General features: G+C 66.4%; 9 protein-coding genes. 4 read left to right on the forward strand and 5 right to left on the reverse strand.

Going from position 1 to position 12,029, the window contains the following annotated elements; genetic code table 11:
* The first annotated feature begins 24 nt into the window (after positions 1-24).
* Positions 25-675, forward strand: coding sequence for a TetR/AcrR family transcriptional regulator (locus IRT45_RS08750; protein ID WP_194805368.1), 651 nt, complete (start codon positions 25-27; stop codon positions 673-675).
* On the opposite strand, the gene IRT45_RS08755 is transcribed toward IRT45_RS08750, so the two are convergent.
* A complete protein-coding gene (locus tag IRT45_RS08755) occupies positions 672-1,346 on the reverse strand; it encodes a PaaI family thioesterase (RefSeq protein ID WP_194805369.1) in 675 nt (224 codons plus the stop codon). The two genes, IRT45_RS08750 and IRT45_RS08755, sit on opposite strands and share 4 nt — an antisense overlap.
* Before the next feature lie 643 nt (positions 1,347-1,989).
* Between IRT45_RS08755 and IRT45_RS37715 the strand changes: the two genes are divergently transcribed.
* On the forward strand, positions 1,990-4,344 hold the full coding sequence (locus IRT45_RS37715) for a tetratricopeptide repeat protein (protein ID WP_194805370.1): 2,355 nt from the start codon (positions 1,990-1,992) through the stop codon (positions 4,342-4,344).
* Between the two features lie 9 nt (positions 4,345-4,353).
* Here IRT45_RS37715 and IRT45_RS08765 read toward each other — a convergent pair whose 3' ends face one another.
* The 4 genes from IRT45_RS08765 to IRT45_RS08780 all read right to left on the reverse strand — a co-directional run bounded on the left by IRT45_RS08765 (position 4,354) and on the right by IRT45_RS08780 (position 9,741).
* On the reverse strand, positions 4,354-5,613 hold the full coding sequence (locus IRT45_RS08765; protein ID WP_194805371.1) for a class I adenylate-forming enzyme family protein: 1,260 nt from the start codon (positions 5,611-5,613) through the stop codon (positions 4,354-4,356).
* Between the two features lie 222 nt (positions 5,614-5,835).
* The gene (locus tag IRT45_RS08770; RefSeq protein ID WP_194805372.1) at positions 5,836-6,525 is read right to left on the reverse strand and encodes a type 1 glutamine amidotransferase domain-containing protein; all 690 of its coding nucleotides are present in this window, start codon (positions 6,523-6,525) and stop codon (positions 5,836-5,838) included.
* 30 nt (positions 6,526-6,555) lie between these two features.
* Positions 6,556-7,251 (reverse strand): type 1 glutamine amidotransferase domain-containing protein, encoded by a 696-nt coding sequence (locus tag IRT45_RS08775; protein ID WP_194805373.1) that lies wholly within the window; start codon positions 7,249-7,251, stop codon positions 6,556-6,558.
* 321 nt (positions 7,252-7,572) lie between these two features.
* Complete coding sequence (locus IRT45_RS08780; protein ID WP_194805374.1) at positions 7,573-9,741, reverse strand: MMPL family transporter; 2,169 nt, start codon at positions 9,739-9,741, stop codon at positions 7,573-7,575.
* A 96-nt stretch (positions 9,742-9,837) separates the two neighbouring features.
* On the opposite strand from IRT45_RS08780, the gene IRT45_RS08785 reads away from it, so the two are divergent.
* Together IRT45_RS08785 and IRT45_RS08790 are read left to right on the forward strand one after the other, a co-directional pair.
* Positions 9,838-10,551: a TetR/AcrR family transcriptional regulator gene (locus IRT45_RS08785; protein WP_194805375.1), complete on the forward strand. Its 714-nt coding sequence runs from the start codon at positions 9,838-9,840 to the stop codon at positions 10,549-10,551.
* 211 nt (positions 10,552-10,762) lie between these two features.
* Positions 10,763-12,016 carry an acyl-CoA dehydrogenase family protein gene (locus IRT45_RS08790; protein ID WP_194805376.1) on the forward strand — a complete coding sequence of 418 codons (1,254 nt, stop codon included), beginning with the start codon at positions 10,763-10,765 and terminating at the stop codon, positions 12,014-12,016.
* The last annotated feature ends 13 nt before the right edge of the window (positions 12,017-12,029 follow it).

Here is a 12,029-nt window from a genome sequence, read left to right on the forward strand (position 1 = left end):
TGAATTCAAGTTAGACTTCCATGAATGAATTCAACTTTGACACAGTCGTGCCATCTGCGGCCGGAATCGCGGCCACCACGGTTCGAGGTCGCACCCAGCGAAGACGCAGTCGCACGCCACCGAATCCTATGCGCCGCACGGGAAGTGCTCGAACGTTCGAACTTCCGGTCATTGAAGATCCGACAGGTGCTGGCGGCTTCCGGCATATCGGCGCGCAGGTTCTACTGTCTCTTTCCCAGCAAGGGGCATCTGCTGCTCGCATTGCTCACCGACGAGGTCAGAGCAGCCAACGCGCGATTGCGCCGAACCCTCCGCACCGCTCCCACGGCGTCGCAACAGTTGCGAGGCTGGGTCGCGTTCACCATCGCACATGGGTACGACGCCTCCCGGGCGGAACGCCTTCGGATGTTCCGCAGCCCCGAACTGCTGGACGAATTACCCGAGCAGACCCGCTCGGTGCATCGCGTCCTCAACCGGCAATTGGCCGACATTCTCGCCCGCGGAATGCGCGACCACGAGTTCCGACCGGGAAACCCCGAGGCCGACGCGATCATGGTGCAGTATCTCGTGCGCGGGGTTCTCGATGATCTCCTGCTTGCGCCCCTACCTCACGCCGAGGAGGAAATCGTCTCCGCCACATACGCATTCGTTCTCAACGCGCTCCGGCCGGGCTAATGCGAACCTCCCGGAATCCGTCTCCCGGCGCGCAGGGTGTAGCACGCCACCGCCGCCGGATGGTCTGTACCCACGCCGATCGACGCGCTGACCCGCACCCGCGACCCGGCCCGTCCGGTGACGGCAGCGGTTACTTCGATGTCGGAAGCCAACGGAACCGGCGCGTAGTAGTCGACCGAAACGTCCACGACCCGGTTGTCGAAGAGGTCACCGCCGGGATCCTCGCGCAGCTGATGCAACCCGACGTCACACATCGCCGCGACGGCACCGCCGTGCATGTAGCCGTACGAGTTGCCCAGCTCGCGGCCCACGGGAATGCGCACCCGCACCGCGGACGGCGCCGGACGGACCACGTCGAGACCACCGTCGAGCATCTCGCGGATCGAGAGAACCGACCCCGGCCGGTCCGGCCGAGGGGCACGCGGCATCCCCCGATCGGCATCGAGAACGACCAGGCGCCCCGTCGCGGATCCCACGATCGCGCCGGTCAGGCGGTCCCGAATCACGCTGTTGGCGATATGCCGCCGGCCGGCAACCGCGACACCGCATGCGGTCGTCTCCAACTCGCCGCTGTGCGGAGCCAGCACATCGACCCGCAACGCCTCCGTCAGCACCGCGCCGGACCGGACTCCGGCGACGGCAGCTCCGATCGCGAAATCGGCCAGGATCACCAGTGGAGCGGGCAGTCTCGCCGCGGCGGCCCCCTCCAGCCACGGCGACCTGCCCAGCCGAAAACGAGACCCGCCGGCCGGATCATCCGTTGTGGATGCGCCTGAACCTCCCGCGCTGATCGCCAGCAGAGAGCTGAACGGAATCGGCGAACCACCCGCACCGCGAAGGCAATCGGCGCCGCGCGCACTCGCCTCGCCGGATCGGATTTCGGATGAGCTGCTAGTGCTCACTGCCGACGCCTCTCCGTTGCGCCACGATCCGCCCGGACACGCCCACGGCCCGACCACCCGCTTCCGCCCGGCCCCGTACGCGAAGGTATGTGCTTGTGCTCGGATCCACGGCGTTCTCCTGACCATCTCCGGTTGAACGGATTTCAGAGTCGACCGTGATCATGCCCGACATTTCCGCCGAAATCGGCGGTGGCGAAACAATTCCCTGCGGAACCCGGTTCCGCGACTTTCCTGTTTCGGACGTCGATTGTCCGCCGGAATGAGGTTCCGTATTTCTCACCTGCGCCGTCCCTTCCGCGCCGAGCGATCCCTCCGATCGGGACCGTCGGACAGTTAGGCTCGAAGGCGAACAACGTGCGGAATTCCAGAAGGGATCGAAACGACGTCGAGCTTCGGAAAGCCGACTCGCTCGGTGGCGAGCGGGATCGATCGAGGGAACGGCCACCTACCGGCAGAGGTCACCAATTTTGTCGGCAGGGAGGTCGAGCTGGGCGATATCAAGCGCTCGCTGACCCTGGCCCGGTTGGTGACGCTCATCGGTCCGGGCGGGGTCGGTAAGACCCGGCTGGCACTTCGCACTGCGATGACGGCGCGACGCGCCTTCCCCGACGGTGTCTGGTTCGTCGACCTGTCCACTCTGCACGACGAGGAGCTGCTCACATCCACCATCGCCAGAGCGCTGAAACTACAGAATCGAGCTTCCGGCTGGGCGCCCGCGGTCTTGAGCAACCAACTCCACGATCGGTCCCTGCTACTTGTCCTCGACAACTGCGAACACCTCGTCGACGCGTGTGCCGCGGTCGTCCACATTCTGCTCGAAAGCTGTCCGCTACTCCGTGTTCTCGCAACGAGCAGACAACCGCTGGGCATCCCCGGCGAACACCTTCACACCATCCGCCCACTCCCTTTTCCCGAGACCCGAGGCGCACGTGGGCCGTCGGGACGACAAGCGGTTCGGACGGGTCTCACGCCGGCCGAACTCGAGCAATTCGATGCCGTCACGTTGTTCGTCGAGCGCAGCCGGGCCCTGGATCCGCGGTTCCTCCTCGTGGCGGAAAACGCGGAAGCCGTTGCGGCCCTGTGCGATCGACTCGACGGACTTCCCCTGGCCATCGAACTCGCCGCCGCTCGTACCCGGCACTTCTCACCGCAGCAGATCCTGGCTCGCCTGGACGAAACCTACGGTCTGCTCCAGACCACCAGCACAGTCACCGCGGTCCGGCAGCGCAGCCTCCGGTCTCTGATCATGTGGAGCTTCGACCTCTGCACTCCCCAGGAGCAGACACTGTGGGCTCGACTGAGTGTGTTCGCCGGAAGTTTCACCGCCGAGGCAGCCGAGGCGACATGCTCCGACGATCAATTGCCGCCGGAAAGCGTGACAGCAGCGCTCATCGGTTTGGTCGACAAATCGATCATTGCGACCGAGCCGAGCGGGCCCGAGGTCCGTTACCGAATGCTGACGACAATCCGGGCGTTCGGCATGGAGAACCTGAGAGGAGCGGGGGCCGAAATCGCCTTCCGCCGTCGGCACCGCGACTATTTCCGCGCACTCGCGTCGGCGTCGTATGCCAACTGGTTCGGTCCGAACCAGCTCACTCGACAGGTTTCGGACCCGACCGAGCGCGACGATCTCTGCGCGGCCCTGGATTTCGCCCTGTCCGAGAACGACGGGGGCGAGGCGACCGCGATGATCGCGGCCGCATTGGTGGCAGCGTCGTCCAACGCCGGGTTGCTCGGAGACGCGCAACACTGGATCGACCGCGTCCGTGCGGTGCTGACACGACCTTCCCCCGCATTGTCGGTGACGCTCTGGCTGGACGGGTGGTCCGCGATGCAGCAGGGCGATCTGGACCGCGCCGAACCGCTGTTGCTTCGAGCCAGGGACATGGCGCAACACGTCGGCGATTCCCACGAGTCGGCGATCGCCACGGCGTTTCTGGGTATGTGCCGGATGCTGCAAGGCCGATTACGGGAGGCACTCACCATTTTCGACGAGGCAGTCGAACGAGCCGACGCGGACGACGCGATGTGCCATGCCATCGTTGCCGCTCGGCGCGGCGTAACGCTGTTCCTTCTCGGTGACACCGAGCGTGCCATCAGCGAATGCCGGCGAGCCATCGCGGTCAGTGAGGCGCACGGCGAACTGTGGCATCACGCGGAAGCGACGTGGTTGCTGGCCACGATTCGCTGGCAGCAGGGTGAACTCGACGAGTCCGAGGATCTGACCCGAGACGCCCTGCGAACGCATCGCCTCTTCGACAATGCCGTCGGCACGGCTCAATGCTTGGAAACGCTTGCGTGGATCGCCGGTTCACGTACGGATCACCATCGTGCTGCACGTTTGCTCGGGGCCGCGGACTCGCTGTGGGACGCTACCGATACCACGATCTTCCCCTACATGACCGGTTTCACAACCGAATGCACCGAGCAGGCCCGGAGCGCGCTCGGCGATCGCTCGTTCCGCGAGGATCACCACACCGGGCTCCGGGCCCGCCTCGAAGCCAATGTGGCCTTCGCCCTCGGACGCGCCGGCGCCGGAGCCTCCGGCGAGGTCGCGGCGTTGACCGCGGTTCTCACCAAGCGTGAAGCGGAGATCGCGGAATTGGTCGCGAACGGCGCGAGCAACAAGGAGATCGCTACGAAGCTGGTGATCTCTCCCCGAACTGTCGACGGGCATATCGCGCACATATTCGACAAACTCGGATTCACGTCGCGAGTTCAGATCGCGGCGTGGGTGACGTCGTCACGCACCGGAAGCAGGTCGTGAACTCGAATGTCACCTCGGTTGACCGGCGCCCGCCCACACCTCGAGGTGGCCGTCGGCACGTAACCGGCCCCGGTCCCCGGTCCGGAACCATCCGTCGTCTGTGAATGCTTTGTCGTTCAAGGACGTATCGGTGTATCCCCGAAACAATGCCGCACCCGAGACCTCGATTTCGCCCCAGCGTCCCAGCGCCGTCTCGACTCCGCGTTCGACGATGCGCACCCTGAGACTCTGGATCGGAGCGCCGTCGGTGTTCGTCAACTGCTCAGTCGTGTGGTACTGCCCGGATGCGCTGATCACCGGTGCCTCCGCCATCCCGTAGTCGTGCGCGACGACGACGCCGAGTTCGCGCTCGACCGCCTTGAACAGATCCGGCGAACACGGCTCGACCGAGCCCTTCAGCATCCTCAGGTCGGGCAACAGCGAACTGCTGCGAGGTAAACCGCGCTGGCGGTCCAGCAACGCCTGGTAGATCCTCGGGGAGCCGTGAACGATCGTGACTCCGTTCTGCCGTAGAACACCCACAGCATGGCCCGGGTCGAAGTGTTCCATGAGGATCAAGCCGACTCCGGCCTGTAGTGCCGCCAGCAGGGCCACCGCACTCTGGGCACACGCGATGGGAAGCCCGAGGGCGGCGATATCCTCGACGACTTCGCCGAGTCGCGCCCGAAGTGCCAGTCCACGCGCTGCGGCAAGGAGCGACGCGTCGGTGTGGTAGGCGCCTTTCGGCAGCCCGGTCTTCCCCGCCGAGAAGAAGATCCAGCGCTTCTCCCAACTACCCGACCGTTGCTGTGAGGGCTTCCACTGCCCCGTTCCCGCCGGCGCGTCAGGGCCTATGGTGAGGACGCGCGATACTCCCGAGACCGCCGAGGCGCGCGCCCGATAGTCGATGCCACGCCACGTGCCGGGTACCAGCAGGAACTCGGCCTGCGCCGCGGCAATCGCTGCCCCCGTCTCGCGGCGGCCGAGCAGCGGGTCGATCGGCGCCTGAACAGCACCCAGCCGGGACAACGCCAACATCACCAGCACCGTGCTCAACCTGGTCGGAAGCTGCCACGCGACTCGCGTACCGGGACCGATTCCCATGTCGTGCAGGGCCGAAGCGACCCGGCCGGCTTGTTCCGCGACCTGCGTGTAATCGAGTCGCTCACCGGTTTCGCTGACAAGCATCGTCCTGCGACCACTCACCGCTGCTCGGTCGGTGAGCAGCCGCCAGACGCTGTCGGAATCGAGCAGCCGCGGCCCGAATGCGAGCACCTTCCCGCGGGGCACGGCACCAGCACGTCTCTTCGGTCGGCTGTCAACTACTCTCGCCAAGGGCTTTCCATCCACTTGCTCCGGGCGCGGCGGGCTACCACCGGCCGTATATCGATGCTCAGGCCGGTGCCGCGCGTATCGACTATCGCGCGCGGTGGTGCGCGCCACACCCGTAGAACCACCTATGCGGATACCTGTTTCCGGGTCGGGCGATCCGAGCACGCCCCTGACTTCTCGCTACAACACCTCGAGAAGCGCGGCGGCCAGCGGTGCCGACGAGGCCGGGTTTTGTCCCGTGTACACGTTGCGGTCGATTTCGATGTGCGGTGCCCACGCCGGTCCCTCGCGGTAGTCCGCGCCCAGGGCGATCAAACGATCCTGCAGCAGCCATTCAGCCTTGTCGGCGAAACCGACCTGTGTCTCTTCGACATTGCTGAACGCGGTCAACCGGTAGCCGGCGAACGGCGACTCGCCGTCGGCGGCGGTCGCCAGCAGCGCGGCGGGCGCATGGCAGACGATCCCCAACGGAATGCCGGCCGCGAGCGCGGATTCGAGCAACTTCGCGGAGTCGGGATTCACCGCCAGATCTTCCATCGGGCCGTGACCGCCCGGATAATAGAGGGCGTTGTAGTCGTGCGGCTGCACGTCTTCCAGACGCACGGGATTGTTCAATTCCCCTGCGCTGTCGAGGATTTCGGTGATACGCCGGACACCGTCGGGGCCACCGGCGACAGCTTCCGCCAGGCTGCCGTGGTCGACGGTCGGCACCACTGCGCCGGGAGTGGCGATGGTGATGCGGTGACCGGCCCCGGTGAAGGCAGCATAGGGCGCGGTGAACTCTTCTGCCCAGTACCCGGTGGGGTGACGAGTGCCATCGGCCAAGGTCCAATGGTCGGCGCCGGTCATCACGAACAGGATTTCGGCCATACCAGTATGCCTCCGTACTCGTTGCGGCGGTTACAGGTCGGCTACCAGTCGCGTCGCCAGAGCGTGCGACGACTGCGGGTTCTGGCCCGTATAGACGTTCCGATCAACCGTGACGTACGGGCGCAGCGGGAGGAAGGCCTTCACGTACTCCACGCCGGCCTCCTTCATCCGGTCTTCGAGCAGCCAAGGCGCCTTCTTCGAGAACCGGTTGAGCAGCTCTTCGCGATTCGACAGCCCGGTCATGCGGTAGCCCGCGAAGGCCGATGTGCCGTCGGCCCGAGTGGCGGCCAGAATCGCGGCGGGGGCGTGGCACAGCAGCGCGAGAGGTTTGTCGGCTGCCACCCGTGCGGTGAGCAGTGCGCCGGATACCTCGTCGTAGGCGAGATCTTCCATGGGCCCGTGACCGCCTGGGTAGAAGACGAGATCGAAGTCGTCGGCATTCACTTCGGCGAGCACATGCGGATGGTCGAGCTGGTCGCTGATGCTGTCGAGATAGCCCTTGACCTCACGGCGTTTCCAAGGCATGCCGCCGGCGAAGCCGAGGCTCAGCTGGTCCACCGTCGGCGCCTTGCCACCAGGTGTGGCGATCGTGATGTCCCACCCCGCCTCGGCGAAGATCCGGTGCGGGACAGCCAACTCTTCCGCCCAGTATCCGGATGGGTGAATCGTGCCGTCGTTCAAGGTCCAGCGGTCCGCTGCCGAGACGACGAACAGAACCTTCTTCATGCCCCGTGCCTCCTTCTGTGTTCGTTTTCTGCCGTTGTCGACTTCTCAAGCATCCGCCCCGCGGAGGAAAAGATGGATGGGCGGCGGGACGGAATTCGAGCGCGGTGGTTTATGCACCCGCACAGGTCTGCGGGACGAAGCTGCTTTCAGCGAGGCGATGCGCTTACCCGAACCGCACGTACGGGTTCTACCAGGACCTCAATGTACCGCGATTCCGTCAATCCGGGCCGTCATACCTCTGCGGCGACACATATAGCCCGGACCCGCGGACGTCGCAAAGGCCCGGTGGTCGCCGACCACCGGGCCTTCGTACAGCACCGCTCAGGCGGACACAAGCTCTCGCCGCTCCTGCGCGTCCTCGTCCTGTGCCCCTTCGATACTCACCTTCGGCAGGCGGCGGTCCAGCCAGCCCGGCAGCCACCACGCCCGTTTGCCGAGTAGCGCCAGAATCGCCGGCACGAGTGTCAACCGCACCACGAAGGCATCCACCAGGACCCCCACCGCCAAGGCGAACGCGATCGGCTTCACCACCGCGTCATCGGTCGGCACGAAGGAGGCGAAGACCACGACCATGATCGTCGCCGCTGCCGTTACCACCCGGGCGTTGTGGCGGGTGCCCTCGACAACCGAATCGGCAGCGTTTCGAGTCCGCTCCCATTGCTCGCGGATGCCGGAGACCAGGAACACTTGGTAGTCCATGGCCAGACCGAAGAGCACTCCGACCAGAATGATGGGCAGGAAGCTCACCACCGGCCCGGTGCGCGAGACTCCGAAAAAGTCCGCACCCCAACCCCATTGGAAGACCGCGACCGTTGCGCCCAGGGCTGCCGCCACCGAGAGCAGGAAGGTAGCCGTTGCCTTCACCGGCACGGCGATGGACCGGAACACCACGACCAGCAACAGCAGACTGAGTCCGACCACGATGCCGATGAACGGCAGCAGCGAAGCGGCGAGCCGGTCGGAGACGTCGATCGTCACCGCGGTATCTCCGGTCACCGCGATATCGGCACCCGGGACCGCGCGGGCCACGTCGTCGCGTATCGCGTGGACCAGATCGGAGGTCTCCTGCGACTCGGGAGCCGTCGCGGGAACGACCACGACTACGGACTGCCCGGCCGCCCGCGTCGGCTGTGGCGGTGCGACGAACGCGACATTCGGTAACGTCCGCACCGCAGCCGCAGCCTCGGTCGCGGCGTCGGAGCCGCCGTTGGGTGCGTCGACAACCATCACCAGCGGCCCGTTGAATCCTTGCCCGAATTTCTCGGCGATGGTGTCGTATGCCTGGCGCTGGCCGGAACTCTCGGCCGCGGACCCGTTGTTGGGCAAGGCTTCACGCAGCGAGACCACCGGGGCGGCGATCAGTCCCAGAGCGGCCACCACCGTCACCACGGTCACCACGGGCCGCCGAATCACCAGCCGGGCCCAGCGCGCACCCATGCTGTCCGCACCCGCGCCGGTCGCTCGCGTGTGTGCCCGCGATCCGATGCGGGGCCTCAACCGCTCACCGGCGAAGCCGGCCAGCGCGGGCAGCAGAGTCGTGGCCACGGCGACCGCCACGAGCACCGCTCCCGCGGCCGCCAGCCCCATGACGCTCAGGAACGGAATGCCGATCACGGTCAGCGCGGCCAGGGCGATGATCACCGTTGTGCCCGCGAACACCACCGCGCCGCCGGCGGTCGCATTCGCCCGCGCGGCCGATTCTGCGGGCGACATTCCCGTCGCCAGCTGGGCCCGGTGCCGAGACAGAATGAACAGGGCGTAGTCGATGCCGACGGCGAGACCCAGCATGAGGGCCAGGGTCATTGCGGTGGAGGACACCGACGCCACCGCGGATGCCGCCAGCAGCCCACCGACCGCGGTCCCGATACCGATCAGGGCCGACAGCAACGGCATGCCCGCCGCCAGCAGCGACCCGAAGGTGATGAACAGCACCACGACGGCGACCGCGAGGCCCAGCACCTCGGTCATGCCCGGCTGCATTTCGCCGCCCCGGTAGATGGAACCACCCACGGCGACATCGAGTCCCGCCTCACGGGCGGGATCGGCCGCACCTTCGACGACCGTGCGGGCGTCCTTGTCGACCTGCGACGGATCTCCGCGGAAATGCACGACACCCACCGCGGTCCGCTGATCGGCGGAAACGAGACCGGCCTGCTGCGGAGCCGATACGCCCACCGCCCCGGGTGCGGCGCCTGCGGATTCGAGGGAGCGCTGGATGGCCGGTTGGTAGGCCGGCTCGGTGATGGCACGACCGGCAGGGGCGGTGAAGACCAGCTGTGCGGTCGCGCCGGCCGCATCCGGCGCGGTGGTGCTCAGCGTGTCCAGTGCCCGTTGGGATTCCGTGCCCGGCACGGTGAACCGGTCGTTGAGCTTGCCACCTGCGACGGCCGCACCGCCGACGAGAGCTATCAGGACGGCTACCCAGACGGTGAGGACCAATCGACGGCGGCGAAAGGCGAAACCGCCCAGCCGTCCCAGTAATCCGCTCATCAATGACTCCCTTCGAATGCGCGGCAAAATGTTTACGGACGTGAACTTTATGGGTGTTAACTTGCCAGCTATGTTGACTAGTGTCAACATCGAGGTATGGCGACCTCCGACACAGTGGCGAGCACCGGCGCATCATCAACCGGGCGGCAGGTCCGCGAAAGCTCGTACCACCACGGCGACCTTCGCAATGCTCTGGTGCGCGCCTCGTCCGAACTGGCCGAGGCGGGTGGTCCCACGGCCGTCACCGTCCGAGCGGCGGCCCGTGCGGTGGGAGTCACCGCCACCGCCGCCTATCGCCACTTCAAAGGGCACGAGGAACTACTTGCGGCGGTCCACGAAGAGGCTGCCCGGGTGCTGTTCCAGGCGATCGACGGCGCCATGAAAGCCGTTGCCGACCAAGGCGACCCAACCGCCACCGCGATCTCGCACCTGGCCGCCATCGCCCGCGCCTACATCGAATTCGCCAGTCGTGAACGCGGCCTGTTCCGGACCGCATTCGGTGCCGTCGAGCACTACGTCGACAAGGACATCCACCAGGATCCGATCTTCCGATTGCTGGCCGTCACCCTCGACACTCTGGTCGAGACGGGGTTCATGGATATCCGCCAGCGCCCGGGCGCGGAGTTCACCGCGTGGGCCGCCGTCCACGGCCTGGCCGCGCTGATCGTGGACGGTCCCCTCTCCTGCGTCGCCGACAACGAGCGGGAAGTAGCCATCCGGCACACCACCGCGACCGTGCTGCGGGGCTTCGCCACCGGCCCCGAGGCCGGCCCGTACTGCTCGGCCAACCCGCATATCGCGCTGATCTGAGGCGCGCGCACGAAGCGGCCTCCGCGAGCCGATCAGCCTTGTGCTCGCGCACAGCGACTCGCGTGCAATCGCCTATGCGATCTGGGGCCGCATCCGTTCACACTGAGAGGGACACGGCGGGAAACCGGTGTGCCACACGCGCCCTCCAGGCATGCACGGCCGGAGGGGACGGTCATCGGCATCTCGTCACAGACACCCGAATCGAGGACATATGGAATTCGCACCGAGCCCTCGCGCCGCCGATTTGATCGAGCGGGTGAAGCGTTTCATCGACGAAGAGATCACACCCGTCGAGGGGGCCTATCACCAGCAGCTGGCCGCATTGCGAGAAGGCGATGGCGATCCGTGGACCCCGCTGCCGCTGCTCGCCGAACTCCGCTCGAAGGCGCGCGCCGAGGGGTTGTGGAATTTGTTTCTGCCTTATGCGCATGCGGGAGAGTACGCGGCACGCTTCGGCACCGACGGCGGTACGGGCCTGACCAACAGCGACTACGCGCCGATCGCCGAACTCACCGGGCGTTCCTTTCTCGCACCCTACGTATTCAACTGCAACGCGCCGGATTCCGGGAACATGGAGGTCCTGCTCCAATACGGAAACCAAGCCCAGCGCGACCGCTGGCTGGACCCGCTGCTCGACGGCACCATTCGGTCGGCTTTCGGGATGACCGAGCCCGGGGTGGCCTCCTCCGACGCGACGAATATGGCCGCCACAGCCGTGATAGACGGTGACGAGGTCGTGATCAACGGTCGCAAGTGGTGGACGACCGGCATCGGGCATCCCGATTGCGAGGTCATCATCTTCATGGGGCTGACCGATCCCGAGGCCGACAGACATCGGCGCCACACCATGGTGCTCGTCCCCGTCGACACGCCCGGCGTCAAGATCGAGCGGATGCTGCCGGCGATGGGCCGCTACGACGAGCCGTTCGGCCATGGCGAGGTCTCGTTCACCGATGTGCGTGTGCCCGCGGAGAATATTCTGCTGGGCCCCGGCCGCGCGTACGAAATCGCACAGGGACGGCTGGGCCCGGGCCGGGTCCACCACTGCATGCGGCTGATCGGTCTCGCCGAGACTGCGCTGGAAGCAGCGTGCCGTCGCGGTCTGGATCGCACCGCGTTCGGCAAGCCGCTGGCGAACCTGGGCGGCAATCGCGAGCGAATCGCCCGCGCACGCATCGCCATCGATTCCGCCCGGCTGTTGGTGCTCAATGCCGCGTGGAAGCTCGACACCGTCGGCGCGTTCGGCGCACTCAGCGAGATCAGCCAGATCAAGGCCCACGTCCCCACCATGGCGCAGGAAGTCATCGACTTCGCGATGCAGATTCACGGTGGCGCCGGCGTCTCCGACGATGTCCCGTTGTCCGCGGCGTGGTCCACAGCCCGCGCGATCCGGCTCGCCGACGGTCCCGACGAGGTGCATCTGGACCTCGTCGGACGGCTCGAACTTGCCAAGCACCGGAAATAGAACAGAGGACCAC

Origin of the sequence: Nocardia sp. BSTN01 (genome assembly GCF_015354405.1) — a bacterium.
In the GTDB taxonomy this organism is placed as follows: Bacteria; Actinomycetota; Actinomycetes; order Mycobacteriales; family Mycobacteriaceae; genus Nocardia.